Origin of the sequence: Methylorubrum aminovorans (assembly GCF_022179725.1) — a bacterium.
Lineage (GTDB): Bacteria > Pseudomonadota > Alphaproteobacteria > Rhizobiales > Beijerinckiaceae > Methylobacterium > Methylobacterium aminovorans.
The window spans coordinates 26,817-44,032 of record NZ_BPRC01000004.1 but is presented as its reverse complement, the minus strand read 5'-3'; the positions used below and the strand labels follow the sequence as shown (position 1 = coordinate 44,032).

Annotated in this window: 15 protein-coding genes; 8 read left to right on the top strand and 7 right to left on the bottom strand. The window is 68.5% G+C overall.

Going from position 1 to position 17,216, the window contains the following annotated elements:
• Positions 1–152: 152 nt before the first annotated feature.
• Both MFF24_RS08090 and MFF24_RS08085 read left to right on the top strand, forming a co-directional pair.
• Complete coding sequence (locus MFF24_RS08090; RefSeq protein ID WP_133088927.1) at positions 153–1,562, top strand: malonyl-CoA decarboxylase; 1,410 nt, start codon at positions 153–155, stop codon at positions 1,560–1,562.
• Positions 1,563–1,816: 254 nt separating this feature from the next.
• Positions 1,817–2,173, top strand: a complete 357-nt coding sequence (locus MFF24_RS08085) for a CsbD family protein (protein ID WP_108942596.1) — start codon at positions 1,817–1,819, stop codon at positions 2,171–2,173.
• A 52-nt stretch (positions 2,174–2,225) separates the two neighbouring features.
• On the opposite strand, the gene MFF24_RS08080 is transcribed toward MFF24_RS08085, so the two are convergent.
• The gene (locus MFF24_RS08080) at positions 2,226–3,011 is read right to left on the bottom strand and encodes a 3-hydroxybutyrate dehydrogenase (RefSeq protein ID WP_238223812.1); all 786 of its coding nucleotides are present in this window, start codon (positions 3,009–3,011) and stop codon (positions 2,226–2,228) included.
• 216 nt (positions 3,012–3,227) lie between these two features.
• Between MFF24_RS08080 and MFF24_RS08075 the strand changes: the two genes are divergently transcribed.
• The 5 genes from MFF24_RS08075 (at position 3,228) to rplS (ending at position 8,045) form a co-directional block, all read left to right on the top strand.
• Positions 3,228–4,181, top strand: a complete 954-nt coding sequence (locus MFF24_RS08075; RefSeq protein ID WP_197711661.1) for an acetyl-CoA carboxylase carboxyltransferase subunit alpha — start codon at positions 3,228–3,230, stop codon at positions 4,179–4,181.
• Complete coding sequence (locus tag MFF24_RS08070) at positions 4,178–4,903, top strand: DUF1796 family putative cysteine peptidase (protein ID WP_238223810.1); 726 nt, start codon at positions 4,178–4,180, stop codon at positions 4,901–4,903. The genes MFF24_RS08075 and MFF24_RS08070 overlap by 4 nt, the downstream gene beginning before the upstream one ends.
• Before the next feature lie 148 nt (positions 4,904–5,051).
• Complete coding sequence (locus MFF24_RS08065; protein ID WP_238223808.1) at positions 5,052–6,437, top strand: L,D-transpeptidase family protein; 1,386 nt, start codon at positions 5,052–5,054, stop codon at positions 6,435–6,437.
• A gap of 193 nt (positions 6,438–6,630) precedes the next feature.
• Positions 6,631–7,521 (top strand): polyphosphate kinase 2, encoded by an 891-nt coding sequence (ppk2, locus tag MFF24_RS08060; RefSeq protein ID WP_238223806.1) that lies wholly within the window; start codon positions 6,631–6,633, stop codon positions 7,519–7,521.
• A gap of 131 nt (positions 7,522–7,652) precedes the next feature.
• Complete coding sequence (rplS, locus tag MFF24_RS08055) at positions 7,653–8,045, top strand: 50S ribosomal protein L19 (RefSeq protein ID WP_108942602.1); 393 nt, start codon at positions 7,653–7,655, stop codon at positions 8,043–8,045.
• A gap of 218 nt (positions 8,046–8,263) precedes the next feature.
• Here rplS and MFF24_RS08050 read toward each other — a convergent pair whose 3' ends face one another.
• Positions 8,264–9,472: a lytic murein transglycosylase gene (locus tag MFF24_RS08050; protein WP_238223804.1), complete on the bottom strand. Its 1,209-nt coding sequence runs from the start codon at positions 9,470–9,472 to the stop codon at positions 8,264–8,266.
• 287 nt (positions 9,473–9,759) lie between these two features.
• Here MFF24_RS08050 and rpsD point away from each other — a divergent pair, with 287 nt between their 5' ends.
• Positions 9,760–10,377, top strand: a complete 618-nt coding sequence (gene rpsD / locus MFF24_RS08045; RefSeq protein WP_017483343.1) for a 30S ribosomal protein S4 — start codon at positions 9,760–9,762, stop codon at positions 10,375–10,377.
• A 64-nt stretch (positions 10,378–10,441) separates the two neighbouring features.
• Here rpsD and MFF24_RS08040 read toward each other — a convergent pair whose 3' ends face one another.
• From MFF24_RS08040 to MFF24_RS08020, 5 genes are all read right to left on the bottom strand, one after another.
• Complete coding sequence (locus tag MFF24_RS08040; protein ID WP_238223802.1) at positions 10,442–11,509, bottom strand: NAD(P)H-dependent flavin oxidoreductase; 1,068 nt, start codon at positions 11,507–11,509, stop codon at positions 10,442–10,444.
• A gap of 166 nt (positions 11,510–11,675) precedes the next feature.
• Positions 11,676–12,515, bottom strand: coding sequence for a CDP-alcohol phosphatidyltransferase family protein (locus MFF24_RS08035; protein ID WP_238223800.1), 840 nt, complete (start codon positions 12,513–12,515; stop codon positions 11,676–11,678).
• A 75-nt stretch (positions 12,516–12,590) separates the two neighbouring features.
• The gene (locus MFF24_RS08030; RefSeq protein WP_108942605.1) at positions 12,591–13,301 is read right to left on the bottom strand and encodes a phosphatidylserine decarboxylase; all 711 of its coding nucleotides are present in this window, start codon (positions 13,299–13,301) and stop codon (positions 12,591–12,593) included.
• Positions 13,302–13,376: 75 nt separating this feature from the next.
• A complete protein-coding gene (locus MFF24_RS08025; protein WP_238223798.1) occupies positions 13,377–15,299 on the bottom strand; it encodes an ABCB family ABC transporter ATP-binding protein/permease in 1,923 nt (640 codons plus the stop codon).
• A 109-nt stretch (positions 15,300–15,408) separates the two neighbouring features.
• Positions 15,409–17,019, bottom strand: coding sequence for a LysM peptidoglycan-binding domain-containing protein (locus MFF24_RS08020; RefSeq protein WP_238223797.1), 1,611 nt, complete (start codon positions 17,017–17,019; stop codon positions 15,409–15,411).
• Positions 17,020–17,216: the final 197 nt, after the last annotated feature.

The window sequence follows — 17,216 nt, the reverse complement described above, 5'->3', positions numbered from 1 at the left end:
CGTCACGTCCGGCGGACTCGCATCATCGGCGCGGCTCGACGCGGGGTTGCCACACCCTGTACGTCTGGCGTCGACGCGATGCAGGCCCTAGGTTCTGGAAACAGCCGAGCCTGTGACGGGTCGGCTCGGCAGATCCAGGGGCTTGTTCGGTCATGGCGGCGATCTCGTTCCTCGGTGATCTCATCCAGACCATCAGCGACCGGGGCCGCGATCTTATCGGCCTGGCGCGCACCGACCTCGCGCGGACGGCCAATCCGGCCGACCTTGCGCGACTCTGCGAGGATCTGATCTCCCGAAGAGGTGAGGCCTCCGGGGTGGCGCTGGCCCGGTTGATCCTCGACCGCTACGCCGTCTTTCCCCTGGAAGAGCGGCTCGCCTTCCTCGAACACATCGCGACCGAGTTCGGCGCCGACCACGATTCGGTCGATGCGGCCATCGCGGCCTACCGCGCCGAGCCGACGCGGGCGCGTCTCGGGATGCTTCACGAGGCCGCCGAGCCCCGCTCTCAGGAGCTGATCCGGCGCCTGAACCTCGCCCGCGGCGGCACCCTGGCGCTGGTGCGCATGCGCGAAGATCTGTTCGCCCTGCGTAAGCGCCTGAAGGAGCGCGAGGCCGCGCCGGATACCATCGACGCGGCGGCGAGCCTCGACAGCGATTTCGAGCACCTGTTCGCCTCCTGGTTCAACCGGGGCTTCCTGGTGCTGCGCCCGATCGACTGGTCGACGCCGGCCCACATCCTGGAAAAGATCATCCGCTACGAGGCGGTCCACGAAATCGCCGATTGGGATGAACTGCGTCGGCGCATCCAGCCGACGGACCGGCGCTGCTTCGCCTTCTTCCACCCGGCCCTGCTCGATGAACCGCTGATCTTTGTCGAGGTGGCGCTCACCAACGCGATCGCGCCGGCGATCCAGCCGATCCTCGCCGACGGCCGCGAGCCGGTGCCCGCGCGGGGGGCCACGACCGCGATCTTCTATTCGATCTCGAACTGCCAGAAGGGTCTGGCCGGTGTCACCTTCGGCAACTTCCTCATCAAGCAGGTGGTCGAGGATCTCGCCCGCGAGATCCCCTCGCTGAAGACCTTCGTCACGCTCTCGCCGGTGCCGGGCTTCCGCACCTGGCTCGACCGCGAGCGCGGCGCGGACGCGCCGCAGGGCCTGACCCGAGAGGACGTCGAGACGCTGCGCCTGCTCGACACCGAGGATTGGCGAACCGACAAGGCCAAGTGCGAGGCCGTGCGGCGGGCGATGCTGCCGGCGGCGGCGGCCTATTTCCTGCGCGCCAAGAACGAGAAGGGCCGCCCGCTCGATCCGGTCGCCCGCTTCCATCTCGGCAACGGCGCCCGGCTGGAACGGGTGAACTTCTTGGGCGACACCTCGAAGAAGGGTCTCAAGCAGTCCTACGGGCTGATGGTGAACTACCTCTACGACCTCTCGGCGATCGAGAAGAATCACGAGACCTACGTCAATCTCGGCACCGTCGCGGCCTCCTCGGCGGTGAGCCGCGAGCTGCGCTCGAACCTGCCGCCGCCGCGGGCGGTCGCGCTCGCCGAGGCGGGCTAAAGCATCGTCCTGAAAGGTGGTCACCGGCTGTCGGAATAAGGCGACCCAGCAACAGGAAACGAGAGCATCGTTCCGAAAGGTGGCCACCAGCTCTCGGAAGGAGTCGATGCTCTCGTCGGCGACCCATTCAGCGCGTCGAGTCCCGCTTTTTCGCTGCGGCGCGGGACCGTTTCCGTCCTCGAACGTTCTCCTGACCGACGCCCGCCTAAACTCTCAAGGTAGCGGGCAGGGTTTGGACAACGAGGAGTACCGCCATGGTTGACACGGATCGCGTCGTCGGCGCTGCGAAGGATTTCGGTGGCCGGGCGCAAGGGGCGGTGGGCGACGCGCTCGGCTCGGACCGGGACTCGCTGGAGGGCCGCTATCGGGAGGCCGAGGGCCGGGCGCAGCGCATCTACGGTCAGGCCAAGGACACGGTGCGCGACATCGCCGACGATGTCGGCGGCTATGCCGAGGATGCCTACGACCGCGTCAGCCGCCACGGCGGCACCTATCTGCGCGACGGGCGCGAGCGGGTTCAGACCCAGGTCGGCGAGAACCCCTTCCTCGCCCTGCTGATCGCCGGCGCTGTCGGCTACGGCCTCGCGCTGCTGCTGCATTCGCGCCGCTGAACGAGGCATCGGAGCGCGGCACCGGCTGCGCTCCGGTTTCGGGCGGACGGCGCTACTGCGCCGTCCAGCCGCCGTCCATGGCGATGTTGGCGCCGGTAATCTGGCTGGCTCCATCCGAGCACAGGAACACGGCGAGCGCCGCCACCTGATCGACGGTCACGAATTCCTTGGTGGGCTGCGCCTTGAGCAGCACGTCCTCGATCACCTGTTCCTTGGTCAGGCCGCGCGCCTTCATCGTGTCCGGGATCTGGCTCTCGACTAGCGGCGTCCAGACGTAGCCCGGCGAGATGCAGTTCACGGTGATGCCGTGGGTGGCGAGTTCGAGGGCGGCGGTCTTGGTCAGCCCGACGATGCCGTGCTTGGCCGCGACATAGGCCGACTTAAAGGGCGAGGCGACCATCGAGTGCGCCGAGGCCGTGTTGATAACCCGGCCCCAGCCCTTCGCCTTCATGTGCGGCACGGCCGCGCGCAGGGTATGGAAGGCCGAGGAGAGGTTGAGGGCGATGATCTGGTCCCACTTCTCGACCGGAAATTCCTCGATCGGCGAGACGTACTGCACGCCCGCATTGTTCACGAGGATATCGATGCTGCCGAACGTCTCGACCGAGAGTTCGATCAGCCCGCCGATCGCGTCGGGCTTGGTGAGGTCGGCGGGTGAGTAGGCCGCTTTGACGCCGAACTCGCTCTCGATGCCGCTGCGCGTCCGCTCGATCTCCTCGGGCTTGCCGAAGCCGTTGAGGACCACGTTCGCGCCCTCTTTCGCGAAGCTGCGCGCGATGGCGAGGCCGATGCCGCTTGTCGAGCCGGTGACGACGGCGGCTTTCCCTTTCAGGCTCATGAATTCCCTCCGGTGCGCGGGCCGCGCGGACCCTCTCGCCCCATGGCTTGCCCCAACGCCTGCGCGAAGTCGATCTTGCTGCGCCGCACGCCCTGACGCAAAGCGGCGGTTGACACCCATGCCCGCTTCCCCGAACACCTCGCGCCAGCCGGCCGCAGGATGCCGGGCGAATGCACGGCTGCCGAACAAGAGTTGGACCGACGATCGATGGCGGTGATGCGCTCCTATCTCGACTTCGAGAAGCCCGTGGCGGAACTCGAAGCGAAGCTCGAGGAACTCAAGGCTCTGGGCCAGCGCGACGGCGCCGTCTCGATCAGCGAGGAAGTCGGCCGGCTCGAGGGCAAGGCGGCCCAGGCGCTCGTCGAGATCTACGCCGCGCTCACCCCCTGGCAGAAGACGCAGGTCGCCCGCCACCCCCAGCGGCCGCACTTCGTCGATTACTGCGCCGGGCTGATCGAGGAATTCACGCCGCTGGCCGGTGACCGCAGCTTCGGCGAGGACGAAGCGATCATCGGCGGCTTCGGGCGCTTCCGCGGCCGCCCGGTCTGCGTGATCGGCCAGGAGAAGGGCGCGACCACCGAGGCGCGCCTGCGGCATAATTTCGGCATGGCCCGCCCAGAGGGCTACCGCAAGGCGGTGCGCCTGATGGAAACCGCCGACCGCTTCGGCCTGCCGGTTCTCGCCTTCGTCGACACGGCCGGCGCCTTCCCCGGCATCGAAGCGGAGGAGCGGGGCCAGGCCGAGGCTATCGCCCGCTCCACCGAAGCCTGCCTCGCACTCGGCGTGCCGAACGTCGCCGTCGTCATCGGCGAGGGCGGCTCGGGCGGGGCCATTGCGATCGCCACCGCCAACACGGTTCTGATGCTGGAGCACGCCATCTACAGCGTGATCTCGCCCGAGGGCGCCGCCTCGATCCTGTGGCGCGACCAGGGCCGCGCGCACGACGCCGCCACCGCCATGAAGATCACCGCGCAGGATCTGCTGCGCCTCGGCATCATCGATGCGATCGTGCCGGAAGCCACCGGCGGTGCCCACCGTGACCGTCAGGCCGCTCTCGACGCGACCGGCGAGGCCATCGCGCGCTCGCTTTCGACGTTCGAGGGCCTGAGCCGCGACGAGATCCGCGACCGGCGCGCCCAGAAGTTTCTCGAGATCGGCCGCAAGCTGTGACGCGCGGCTTCGGCGCGGGCCTGCTCGACGGCCTGCGCCGCCTCGGCCGACGAGACACCCGAGAGCCCGGCCCCGTCAATCACATCTCGCTCGGCAGCCATTGCCACACCGCGCAGATTCTGAAGGGACTCGGCTTGCGGACCTGGTCGGCCCCGTTCGATTGGATCTTCTCGTCGCCGGGCATGGTCCGCGATTGCCTCGCCGACGATTTTGCGGCGCTTCTCGACCGGCGGCACTACGAGAGCACACCGCTCGCCGAGCGGCAGGCGCCGAATGAAACCCGCTGCCGCCATCTCCTCTACCGGGACCGTCACGCGATCCCGTTCGTGTTCAACCACCACGACCCGGCGACCAGCGACGAGGATTACCGCTTCCTGCAAGCCGGCGTGCGGCGGCTGCGCGCGGCTCTGGACCGGCCCGGCGCCCGAAACCGCTTCTATCTAATGACCGCTCTCCCCACCGAGGCGGCGATGGTGCATTTCATCCGCGACGCGCTCGTCGAGAGGGCGCAGGCGCGCGGTGCGGACAATCACCTCACGGTGCTTCAACTCCATCAGGGCGACGATCGGGCCGCGAGCACGCTCGAACAGGATCCTCATTTGGACTGGCTCAAGGTCGAGGTTTGTTCGGCCTCGGTCGGCCTCCGCTTCGCCGATCCAGCCGATGACGCCTTCGTGAAGGATCTGCTGCGGGTGCGCGATCACGTTTCCGCGGAACCGTGACCGCCCTGCAACGCCTGTCCACAAAGTGGATGACTGGATTGCGGTAAGCTCCGGGTAAGCTTAGCGAGTCTATTGGGTTCGGGGAGTGACGTCCGCAAAAGGGCCGGAAGGCGCCCTGCGGGCAAGGACACGTAAGGACGGGTTCCCCATGGCTGTGCGTCCGTTTGTGGCGGCTGCTGCCGTTGCCTTGGCGATGACCCTCGGCGCCTGTCAGGACAGCGCCATGCTCGGCGGTGCCTCGACACGCAGCCTGACACCCATCCCGCCGCAGACTCTCGCGCTCATGCAGACCAAGGGCATGAGCCAGTCCGACCCGATCCTGATCCGCGCCTTCAAGAAGGAAGCGGAGATGGAGGTGTGGAAGCGCGGCGCGAACGGCCAGTACGCGCTCCTGAAGACCTTCCCGATCTGCCGCTGGTCGGGCCAGCTCGGGCCCAAGCTGAAGCAGGGCGACCGGCAGGCCCCAGAAGGTTTCTATACGATCACGCCGGGCCAGATGAACCCGAACTCCAGCTACTACCTGTCCTTCGACGTCGGCTACCCCAACGCCATCGACCGGGCCAAGGGCAGCACCGGCAACTACATCATGGTGCACGGCACCTGCTCGTCGTCAGGCTGCTTTGCCATGACCGACGCCTCGATGTCGGAGATCTACGCGATCGCCCGCGAGGCCTTCAACGGCGGCCAGCGCGCCTTCCAGTTTCAATCCTATCCGTTTCGGATGACGGCTTCGAACATCGCCAAGTTCCGCAACGATCCCAACGCGCCCTTCTGGAAGAACCTCAAGGAGGGCTCGGACTACTTCGAGACCCTCAAGGAGGAGCCGCGGGTCGCGGCCTGCGGCACCCGGTACGTGTTCGGCGGCGCTGACGTGGCGGCTGGCAATTGCACGCCGCGGGTCGATCCGCTGGTCGCCGAGAAGCGCGACCGCGACAGCCACGAGGTCGCCGAGCTGATCGCCAAGGGCACGCCCGCCACTCGCGTCGTCTACGACGATGGCTTCCAGAACCCGGTCTTCCGTCCGCAGAAGCCGGAGAACCCGACCTTCGCCAGCCTGATCGAGAACGAGAAGGACAAGGAGAAGGAGCTCGCCTACACCGCCAAGGAGTATGGCCGCTACCATCTCGGCGAGGTCAGCCGCCCGGAGAGCCTCGCGCTCGGGCCGAACGAGTTCGAGGTCGACACCAAGGGCAAGCCCGTCCTCGTTGCGGCGGCCTCCACCGACGCACCCGGCCCGACCAAGGCCGCGGCCGCCCGTAAGGAGCGGGAGAAGCCGACGACGGTGGTGGCGGTGCGTGAACCGGCCAAGCCGGGTGAGACGACGCCGGGTTCCGCAAAGTCCAACCGCATCGCGGTCGCCGATGCCGACGGCGACCTGAGTGCCTTCAGCAAGGTGCTCGCCAAGAAGCCGGGCAAGGATGAGAAGTCGGGCAAGGACGAGAAGAGCGCCGATTCTTCGAAGCCCAAGCCTGCGACCGCCGGCACCGCCAAGTCCCATGTCTCGGTGACCACCACGGGCTCCGTCCGCAACTGAGGCGGACCGCTCGAACCCGAGATCCTGTGACGGGTCGGGTCGAAGCGCTTTCTGTAGGAGGGTGATCGGGTATGGCGCCGATCGGCGCTTTCGCGCGGGCGCGGCTCGACGGCAGACCGGCCTCCTTCGCCGCTGTGTCACATGAGGATGCTCTAAGGCGTCGGGTACGAGCCGACGACCGGACTGAGCCTCCATGCGCGACGACAGCCGCCCGAACCCCAGTGATTTCGACGCGATCCGCCGGGAGCTGGCCGACAGCTACGACGAGGAGCTGGAGCTCAGCTTCGACGAGGACCATGACGACGGCGAAGCGCCCTCCCGCCGCACCTATTTTCGCGAGCTGCTCCGGCTCCAGCACGAACTGGTCCGGCTTCAGGATTGGGTGAAGACCGAGGGCCTGCGGGTCGTCGTGATCTTCGAGGGCCGCGATTCGGCCGGTAAGGGCGGCGTGATCAAGCGCATCACCCAGCGCCTCAATCCCCGCATCTGCCGCGTGGCGGCTCTGCCCGCCCCGAACGAGCGCGAGCGCACGCAATGGTACTTCCAGCGCTACGTCGCCCACCTACCGGCGGCCGGCGAGATCCTGCTGTTCGACCGCTCCTGGTACAACCGCGCCGGCGTCGAGCGCGTCATGGGCTTCTGCACCGAGGCCGAGGTCGAGGAGTTCTTCCGCTCCGTGCCGGAATTCGAGCGCATGCTGGTGCGCTCAGGCATCCGGCTGGTGAAGTACTGGTTTTCGATCACCGACGCCGAGCAGGCCCTGCGCTTCCGGATGCGCATCGCCGATCCGCTCAAGCAGTGGAAGCTCTCGCCGATGGACGTCGAATCGCGCCGCCGCTGGGAGGACTACACCCGCGCCAAGGAGGATATGCTGGCGCGCACCCATATCCCCGAGGCGCCCTGGTGGGTGGTCGAGGCGGACAACAAGCGCCGCGCCCGCCTCAACTGCATCAGCCACCTGCTGGAGCAAATCCCCTACGGCCCCGTCGAGCACCCGCCGGTGCTGCTGCCGGACCGCGTGCGGCATGCCGACTACATCCGCGCGCCGATCTCGCCCGCGATGATCGTGCCCTCCCGCTACTGAGGCCTCCGGCCCGTCGAACCCATCGACAAAGCCGCGCGCATCGGGTACAGGCCCGGCCAACTCACAACAGGATGCCGAAATCCTGACGCCCGGACTTTACCGGACGGGCGCTAACGGCCGGAGCGTTTCCAATGAACATCATCGAGCAGCTCGAGCGGGAAGAAGTCGCCCGCCTCGCCAAGACCATCCCGGATTTCCAGCCGGGCGACACGGTCATCGTCAACGTCCGCGTCAAGGAAGGCGAGCGCACCCGCGTCCAGGCTTACGAGGGCGTCTGCATCGCCCGCAACGGCGGCGGCCTCAACGAGAGCTTCACCGTCCGCAAGATCTCCTACGGCGAGGGCGTGGAGCGCGTCTTCCCCGTTCACTCCCCGATGATCGATTCGATCAAGGTGGCCCGCCGCGGCAAGGTCCGCCGCGCCAAGCTCTACTACCTGCGCGACCGTCGCGGTAAGTCCGCCCGTATCGTCGAGCGCAACGACCGTCCGGCCAAGGCCGAAAAGGCTCCCGCCGCCGCGGAGTGATTTTTGGATGAGGGCGGCTCTGCGGAGCCGCTTTCGCCGACGCGCCCGTCCCGAGATGCTCGGGGCGGGTTTTTTGTTGTCTCGGCCGTGCCGTCCTTGCGGACGGCAGCAAAGCGCGTCCGTTGGTCGAATCTCGCAAATTGAAAAGGCCGCGGATGACCCGTGCGACGGAGCGCACGGACACCACGCGGCCCGCGATCGAGCAATGAAGCGCGGCGCTATCCCCGCCGCAGCGCCTCCAGCACCTTCCCTCCCGGCCGGCCCGTGGCCGGCATGCCGAGCTGGCGCTCGACGTCCTTGATCGCCTCGCGGGTCTTGGAGCCGACCTTGCCGTCCGGCTCGCCGACATCGTAGCCGCGGGCGATCAGGCGACTCTGGAGGTCGCGGCGCTCGGCGCGCGAGAGCGGCGGGTCGTCGGTCGGCCAATCGGCCTGGACGCCGGGGCGCCCGCGCAGGCGGTCCGAGAGGACGGCGATGGCCAGTCCGTAGGATTCGGCGGCGTTGTAGGAGTAGATCGCGTCGAAGTTTCTGGTGACGAGGAAGGCCGGGCCGTTGATGCCGGCGGGGGCCAGGATGCCGGCGGGTCCCTCCCCCGTCAGCGGCCGGCCGTCGACGCGGGTGACGCCGAGCGAGGCCCAGTGGCCGACGGGGTGCTTGTTTTTGCGACCCGCGGCCGCGACGTTGAAGCCGCGCGGCAGCCGCACCTCGTAGCCCCAGGGCTGGCCGTTCGACCATTTGGCGGCGCGCAGAAAGTTGGCGGTGGAGGCAACCGCATCGGCGACCGAATCGACCACGTCGCGCCGACCGTCGCCGTCCCCGTCCACGGCGAGGCGCTGATAGGTGGTGGGCATGAACTGCGTCTGGCCGAACGCGCCGGCCCAGGAGCCGGTGAGGCGCGAGGCCTCGATGTCGCCGCGCTCGATGATCTTCAGGGTGGCGATCAACTCGGTGCGGAAGAAGTCGCGGCGGCGGTTGTTCGAGCAGGCGAGCGTGGCCAGCGACTGCACCAGCGGCATCTTGCCGAGATTCTTGCCGAAATTCGACTCGACGCCCCACACCGCGGCGATGGTGTGGCGATCGACGCCGTAGCGCGCCTCGGCATTCGCCAGCGCCTGCGCATGCTGGCGCATGGCCGCGCGCCCGTCCTCGACCCGCTCTTCGTCCACCAGCGCCGACATGTAATCCCAGATCGGCGTCTTGAATTCGGGCTGTGCCTGGGACAGCTCGATCACCTTGTCGTCGTAGGCGATATTGGCCGTCGCCGATCGGAAGGTCTGCGCCGAGACACCGGCAGCGGCGGCCTGCGCCTGGATGCCGGCAAGGCAGGACTGGAAATCCGCGCGGGCCGGGCTGGCGAGAAGGCTGCCGGCGAGGCTGGTGGTCAGCGCGAGACCGAGAAGGCTGGCACGGGTTGTTGGCGTCGGCATGGGTCGGCGCTCCGTAAAATCTGGGGGATTCTCTCGCGCGATTCAGGCGATACCAGGGTTAACGAAGGGTTGAGCTTCGGGGTGCAGCGGCGTCGCGGTCCGCTCGCGGCATTGACGGTCCCGGCGTTCTCGTCTAGGCACCCGCTCGTGTACGGGGCTCCGGTTTGGGGCCCCGTCGCATTTAATGCGCACCCGTGGGCGGTAACAGCCGCCCTGTCGCCCTCACCGCTCCGGCGAAGAGGGAGAGGAGGGCGCGTTCCTCAAAAATTTGTTCCAGAGGAACAGCGATGTCAAAACGCGTCCAGGCGAAGCACAAGCTCGATCGCCGCATGGGCCAGAACATCTGGGGCCGCCCGAAGAGCCCCGTGAACCGCCGCGAATACGGCCCCGGCCAGCACGGCCAGCGCCGCAAGGGCAAGATGAGCGACTTCGGCACGCAGCTGCGCGCCAAGCAGAAGCTCAAGGGCTACTACGGCAACATCACCGAGAAGCAGTTCCGCCGCTACTACGCCGAGGCGATCCGCCTGCGCGGTGACTCCGGCGAGAACCTGATCGGCCTGCTCGAGCGCCGCCTCGATGCCGTGGTGTACCGTTCGAAGTTCGTCGCGACCCCGTTCGCCGCGCGCCAGTTCGTCAACCACGGGCACATCAAGGTCAACGGCCGCCGGGTCAACATCCCGAGCTACCAGGTTAAGGCCGGTGACGTGATCGAGGTGAAGGAAGCCTCTCGCCAGCTCGAGATCGTGGTCGTGGCCTCGCAGCTCGCCGAGCGCGACGTGCCGGACTACATCGAGGTCGATCATCAGAAGATGACCGCCCGTGTCACCCGGATCCCGGGCCTCTCCGAGGTGCCCTACCCGGTGCAGATGGAGCCGAACCTCGTCATCGAGTTCTACTCCCGCTAATTTATAATCCGGAGCTTCTTCGGAAACCGAAAGGGCCGCCCCTCGGGGCGGCCCTTTTTTGTTGTCAGAGGCTCGGCACGCCGGTCGCCAGCAGGCGGGTCAGTTCGGCCGCCGGCCGTTCCCGCGAAAGCCCGACGGCCTGGCCCGACCAGAGCGGTGAGAAATCGCCCGAGCCTTGCGCCTCGGCAGCCGTGCGAAGGGGCTGGAGCGCAACCGCGGCGCCGGGAAAGGCCGGAGCCGCCGCGCTGAGCGGGCCGAGTTCCCGCACGACACGGTTCAGGAGGCCACGGGCCGGACGGCCGGTGAGCACGTTCGTGAGCGCCGTATCCTCGTCCCGCGCGGCGTTCAGGGCGGCGCGGTAGGGCGCGGAAATGCCGGCCTCGGGGCAGCGCAGATAGGCGGTCCCGACCTGGACCGCGCCGGCACCGAGGGCGAAGGCCGCCGCCACGCCACGGGGTTCGGCGATCCCGCCAGCGGCGATCACCGGCACGTCCACGGCGTCCACGATCTGCGGCACCAGGGCAATGGTGCCGACCTGCGAGGCCGGTGCGTCGGTGAGGAACATGCCGCGGTGACCGCCGGCCTCCGCGCCCTGTGCGATCACCGCATCGACGCCACGCTCAGCGAGCCAGCGCGCCTCCCGGACGGTCGTCGCCGAGGACAGGATCAGGCAGCCCGCCTCCCGCACCCGCCGTAGCAATGGCTCGGCCGGCAAGCCGAAATGGAAGCTGACCACGCGCGGGCGCAGCTCGGCCACCACCTCCGCCATGGCGTCATCGAAGGGGGCACGGTTGGCCATCGTGACCGGCGCCGCCGGATCGAGACCGAGCTCTTCGTAGTAGGGAGTGAGCGCCGACCGCCACGCCGCTTCGCGCCCCGCATCGGCAGCGGCGGGCGCGTGGCAGAAGAAGTTCAGGTTGAACGGCGCGTCCGTCGCGACCCGGATCTGCGCAACCTCGGCGCGGATCTGATCGGGCGTGAGCGCGGCGCAGGCAAGCGAGCCCAGGCCCCCCGCGCCGCTGACGGCGGCGGCGAGCCTCGCTTTCGGCCCAACCATCGGCGCTTGGACGATTGGAAGGGCGATGCCGACGAGGCCCGCGAAAACGCTCGGTCCCGCTGTCGGTCCGGTCACAACGGCCTCCTCGATCCTGTTGGCCGGTACGGGATAGCCACGACCGACTCGCCCGCATCCTTAACCCGATCATCGAATCGGCCGTGAAGGGCGGATCCTGGATACTCCGGGTTATGGCTTGGACATCACGAGCTTTGAAAGCCGGCGTCCCCTTTTCGGGATGGTGCTAAACCTTCGGAGCGGACGGGCTGTTCTGAGTCGGCACGACCGGCGCGCTCGCCTCCTGCTTCAGCCGCTTGCGATACTGTGCGGCGCCGAAGGGAAGGCCCGCGAGATAAGCGACGCTGACCGCCGCCATCGCCTCGAACGGGAAGCTGATGACGAGGCCGAAGCCCACCACCACGACGAGGAAGATCGGCACCACGAGGTCGCGCGGCACCCGCTTGCCCCAGGTCTTGCCGGAGAAGGTCGGTACGGTCGAGACGACGAGGAGCGCGATGACCAGCACGTAGACGAGGATCACCGGCCGGCCCCAGGCGCTGAAATCGAGGCCGAGGAAGTGCAGGTAGAGCGGCAGCATGCCGGTGATGGCACCGGCCGGTGCCGGCATGCCGACGAAGAAGTCCTTCTTCCATTCGGGGCGATTGGGATCGTCGAGCATCGCGTTGAAGCGCGCGAGCCGCAGGCACATGGCGATGGCGAAGACGAGCGCCACGATCCAGCCGACGGATTTCAGGTTGTGAAGGGTGAAGCTGTAGAGGATCAGCGCCGGGGCGCAGCCGAAATTGACGAAGTCGGCGAGCGAATCGAGCTCGGCGCCGAAGCGCGAGGTCCCCTTCAGAAGGCGCGCCACGCGGCCGTCGATGCCGTCGAGGCCGGCGGCGACGATGACCGCGATCACCGCTGGCTCGAACCGACCCTCGAAGGCGAGCCGAATTGCGGTCAGCCCGAGGCAGAGCGCGAGCAGGGTGATCATGTTCGGTGCGATCAGGCGGAACGGCACCGGCCGGAACCGGCGCGGCCGATCGTTCACGTCCGGCGCGAAGGGCGGGAACAGATCGTCCATGTCGTCCCTCGACTCGTCTCTCGACGTGTCTCTCGGCTCGTCGCTTCTGCCCATGGCGCCCTTCTGCACGAAAGATCAGATGCGGCGGAAGGCCCGCTCGGCCCCGCCGCCGAGATCGGCCAGCACGGTCTCGCCGGCCACCGCCTTCTGGCCGAGGCCGACCATCACGCGGGTGCCGACCGGCAGGTAGACATCGACCCGCGAGCCGAAGCGGATGAGGCCGAAGCGCTCGCCGACCTGCTTGGTGTCGCCCGCCGAGACGAACCCGACGATGCGCCGCGCCACGAGCCCGGCGATCTGCACCACGCCGATGCGCACCGGCTGGCCGCGATGGGTCGTCTCCATGACGAGGCCGTTGCGCTCGTTGTCCTCGCTCGCCTTGTCGAGCTCGGCATTGAGGAACAGGCCCGGCGTATAATGGATTTGGCCGATCTTGCCCGAGACCGGCACCCGGTTCACGTGACAGTCGAACACGTTCATGAACACCGAGATCCGCAGCATCGGCTCGTGCGAGAGGTCGAGTTCCGGCGGCGGCAGCACGGTCGAGATCAGGTTCACGCGCCCGTCGGCGGGCGAGACGATGAGTCCGTCGCCGACCGGCACCACCCGCTCGGGGTCGCGGAAGAAGTAGCAGACCCAGAGGGTGAGGATCAGGAAGATCCAGCCGAAGAACTGCGAGAAGTAGCCGAGCACCACGGTGAGCACGATGCCGATCAGGATGAAGGGGTAGCCTTCCTTGTGGATCGGCACGAGCGTCCGGCGGATCGTCTCGATGAGGTCGGTCATGGGCTCCCGTTGGACTCCGGCGGGGCGAATCGTCCCCGCCGGATGGCAGGGGGGCGCGGTTCCGTCAACCGCTGGTCAGGGCACCGGCACCGGCTCCGGCCGGACGGATTCGGCCAGCGAGCGCTCGTCCTCGGCGCGCTTGAGCGCCTCGCGGGCGGCGTCCGCCTCGCGCTGGCGGTTCCACAGGGCGGCGTAGACGCCGCCGCGGGCGAGCAGGCTGGTATGGTCGCCGCGCTCGACGACGCGGCCCTGATCGAGCACCAGGATCTCGTCAGCGTTGATCACGGTCGAGAGCCGGTGGGCGATCACGAGCGTGGTGCGGCCCTGGCTGACCCGGTCGAGGGCGGCCTGGATCTCGCGCTCGGTGAACGAATCGAGCGCCGAGGTTGCCTCGTCGAGGACGAGGATCGGCGGACCCTTCAGGATGGTGCGGGCGATCGCCACGCGCTGCTTCTCGCCGCCCGAGAGCTTCAGGCCGCGCTCACCCACCGGCGTGTCGTAGCCCTCCGGCAGGCTCTCGATGAAGCGGTCGATCTGGGCGAGGCGCGCGGCCTCGCGCACCTCGGCCTCGGACGCGTCCCAGCGGCCATAGCGGATGTTGTAGCCGATGGTGTCGTTGAACAGCACCGTGTCCTGCGGGACCATGCCGATCGCCGCGCGCAATCTGTCCTGGCGCACGCTGGCGATGTCCTGCCCATCAATGGTGATGCGCCCTGCATTCGGCTCGTAGAAGCGAAACAACAGGCGCGAGAGCGTCGACTTGCCCGCCCCCGAGGGGCCGACGATGGCCACCGTGCGGCCCGCCGGCACCTCGAACGAGATTCCGCGCAGGATCGGCCGCTCCGGGATGTAGGCGAAGCGCACGTCCTCGAAGCGGACGGTGCCGGCCTCGACCTTCAGCGGTGGTGCGCCCGGCCGGTCGGCGATCTCGGGATTGCGCTGGAGGATCAGGAACATGTCGTCGATGTCGATCAGCGCCTGTTTGATCTCGCGGTAGATCATCCCCATGAAGTTGAGCGGCATCGAGAGCTGCACCAGCATCGTGTTGACGAGCACGAAGCCGCCGATCGTGGTGCGTCCGGCCATGATGTCGCGGGCGGCGAGCCACATCACCGCCGTCATACCGAGGGTGAAGATCACCGCCTGGCCGGCGTTGAGCACGGCGAGGGAGACGTAGGTCTGGGTCGAGGCCTTCTCGTAGCGCTCCATCGAGGCGTCGTAGCGAGCAGTCTCGCGGTTCTCCGCGCCAAAATACTTCACCGTCTCGAAGTTCAGCAGCGAGTCGACCGCTTTGGTGTTGGCCTCCGTGTCGGAGTTGTTCATCCGGCGGCGGATGCCGATGCGCCACTCGGTCGCCTTCCAGGTGAAGCCGAGATAGGCGGCGATCATGCTCGCCACGACCACCGAGTAGAGCCAGTCGAACTCGTAGGCGAGGATGCCGAGCACGAGCACCAGCTCGACGATGGTCGGCACCAGGGTCAGCACCATCAGGCGCGACAGTTCCTCGATGCCCGAGCGGCCGCGCTCCAGCACGCGAGTGAGGCCGCCGGTCTTGCGCTCCAGATGGAAGCGGAGCGACAGCCGGTGCATATGCTCGAAGGTCTGCAGCGCGAGCTTGCGCACCGCGTGCATCGCGACCTTGGCGAACAGGCCGTCGCGCACCTGCGTCAGCCCGGCCATGGCGATGCGCGACAGACCGTAGAGTCCAATCAAGAGGAAGGGCGCCGAGACGAGGCCCGCCGGCACGGCTGCCGCGGCACCCTTCTCGCCCACCGCCGCGACCAGCGCGTCGGTCGCCCATTTGAAGGTGAACGGCATCACCATCGTCGCGGCCTTGGCGACGAAGAGCAGACCGAAGGCGATGAACACCCGGCGCTGGAGGTCGGCGCGGCCGTGCGGCCAGAGATAGGGCCAGAGCCGGCGATAGGTTGTCAGGAGGCCGGGGCGTTCGAGGGGCGCGGACGCACCCTCCCCCGCCGGCGCGGGTGCTTTTGCCATCGTGAGGTTCGGAAAATTCTCTCGGCGCGAGGCGGCCGTCGCGTGGCGCATATAGGCGCTTGCGAAGGATCGCGCACCCTCTGCGGTGCCGGAGCCTCCGTCCCTTCCGTCAGGTGCGGCGATCCGAGCCGCTTCGCGCCGAGGGTGCGTCCTTCGCGGGGGCGTCTTTCGGCAGCACGAACATCTGGCCGGGATAGATTCGGTTCGGGTCGCGGATCTGATCCTGGTTCGCGTCGTAGATCACGGTGTAGCGGTTGCCGCGCCCGTAAGCGCGCCGGCTGATCTGCCACAGGCTGTCGCCGCGGGTGATCCGGGCGGTGTTGATCTCGGGCACGAACACGGCGCCTGCTTCGGGTGCGGGGGGCGTTCCGCCCGGAAGGCTTGGCGCGAGGGCGGTGGCAGCCCTGCGATCCGCCCCCGGCGTCGGCGCCGTGGCCCCCGAGGACGCGGCCAGCGACGGCGTGCCCGATGCCATGGGACGATCCGGCGCGGTGCCGGCCGCCCTGGGCGAGGCGGCCGCGAGGCTCGGCGCGGGACTGACCTCCGCCGTCTTGGTTTTCGCTGCCGGCGCCGCCGGGCGGTTTGCGCCGTCGGGCTCCGGTGCCCTGGAGCGCGGTTCGGCCGCCGCCTGCTCCCGGTTCGGAGCCGCCGGCACACCTTCGGGCTTCGCGGTGCCGGCTGAGCCCGCATCCGCATAGCGCGTCGGCGGCACGCTGTCGGGATAGGCGAAGGCGACTTCGGCGCGGGCCTTCACCTTCCCGCCGGCCGGATCGACGGAATCGACGCGGATCCGGTAGGCGCCCGGCTTCACGCCACGCCCGATGGTGAAGGCGACCCGCCCGTCGGCCCCTGACTGGCCCGAGGCCACCATGGTGTCGTTGAGGTAGAGACGCAGGCTGCTCCACGCCGTCGCCTGACCGGTGACGTGAAGGCGCCCGCCCTCCTGCGCGTCCACGCTGACGATGCGGACGGGACCCGCCGCCTTGTCACCCTCGCGCGGCCCCGCGGCCGGTGCGGATGCGGCCGGGCCGGGCGTTCCCGCGAGTGCCTTCGCGGGCTGCCGGCCGGCAGACTCGGGCGCGTCGGGCTGGGACAGCACCCGCGTCGGCGCGTCGGGGGCGCTCAGGGCGATCAGCGGCTTGGTATCGCGCTTCTCCGCCACCACGACCGTCACGCTCTCGCGCCCCGGCAGCGGCTTGCCGTCGGCGCCGGTGGCGCGCAAGGCGATCTCGCTCGTGCCCGTCGGCAGGTCGGGCGGCGTCAAGGCAAACTGTCCGGCCGCATCCGCTTGCGCCGTGGCGAAGGCTCTTCCGTCGCGCAGAAGCTCGACGCGGCTGTTGGGGGCCGCACGCCCCGCGATGACGCTCGCCCCGTCCGGCTCGACCCGCACGATGTCGAAGCTCGGTGTCCCGTCGTCCTGGCGCGGCTGTGCCTCACGTGCCGGGGACGCGTCCGCCCCTGCGCCCTCTTGCGATAGGGCTCCGAGGGCGGCATGAGGGGAGCTCGTGGAAGGAGCCTTCGAGGGGCCCTCGCTCGCGCGGTCGCCGGTCTCCGCTCCGGCCGAAGGTTGTTCCGGCTTGGCCGGTGTTTCGGCAGAAGGATTGACCGCCGCGTTGCGCTTGAGAAGCTCCCCGGTCCCGAACAGCGCGACCACCATGGCGAAGCCGCCGAGCAGCCCCGCTGTCGCGAGGACGATGCTTCGCCGCACCTCAGCCGTCATGGCCGGTCACTCCCGTACGCCTCGGGCTGCCGCGGGCGAGACCACTGCGCCGCCGATTGTCGACAACCCGTCTAAAACCGGTGACATATTAACGAACATGAGAAGAACACCAAAGCTCGATCACGCGCCTACCCATTTTTGCCGCGCGACCTCAGCAGTCTTTCGCTTGGACGGGCGCAGGAAGCCGGGGCTGGACG

Coding starts and splice junctions, on each gene's coding strand:
- MFF24_RS08090 (WP_133088927.1), top strand. CDS start 153: ATGGCGGCGATCTCGTTCCTCGGTGATCTCATCCAGACCATCAGCGAC.
- MFF24_RS08085 (WP_108942596.1), top strand. CDS start 1,817: ATGGTTGACACGGATCGCGTCGTCGGCGCTGCGAAGGATTTCGGTGGC.
- MFF24_RS08080 (WP_238223812.1), bottom strand. CDS start 3,011: ATGAGCCTGAAAGGGAAAGCCGCCGTCGTCACCGGCTCGACAAGCGGC.
- MFF24_RS08075 (WP_197711661.1), top strand. CDS start 3,228: ATGCGCTCCTATCTCGACTTCGAGAAGCCCGTGGCGGAACTCGAAGCG.
- MFF24_RS08065 (WP_238223808.1), top strand. CDS start 5,052: ATGGCTGTGCGTCCGTTTGTGGCGGCTGCTGCCGTTGCCTTGGCGATG.
- ppk2 (WP_238223806.1), top strand. CDS start 6,631: ATGCGCGACGACAGCCGCCCGAACCCCAGTGATTTCGACGCGATCCGC.
- rplS (WP_108942602.1), top strand. CDS start 7,653: ATGAACATCATCGAGCAGCTCGAGCGGGAAGAAGTCGCCCGCCTCGCC.
- MFF24_RS08050 (WP_238223804.1), bottom strand. CDS start 9,472: ATGCCGACGCCAACAACCCGTGCCAGCCTTCTCGGTCTCGCGCTGACC.
- rpsD (WP_017483343.1), top strand. CDS start 9,760: ATGTCAAAACGCGTCCAGGCGAAGCACAAGCTCGATCGCCGCATGGGC.
- MFF24_RS08035 (WP_238223800.1), bottom strand. CDS start 12,515: ATGGACGATCTGTTCCCGCCCTTCGCGCCGGACGTGAACGATCGGCCG.
- MFF24_RS08030 (WP_108942605.1), bottom strand. CDS start 13,301: ATGACCGACCTCATCGAGACGATCCGCCGGACGCTCGTGCCGATCCAC.
- MFF24_RS08025 (WP_238223798.1), bottom strand. CDS start 15,299: ATGGCAAAAGCACCCGCGCCGGCGGGGGAGGGTGCGTCCGCGCCCCTC.
- MFF24_RS08020 (WP_238223797.1), bottom strand. CDS start 17,019: ATGACGGCTGAGGTGCGGCGAAGCATCGTCCTCGCGACAGCGGGGCTG.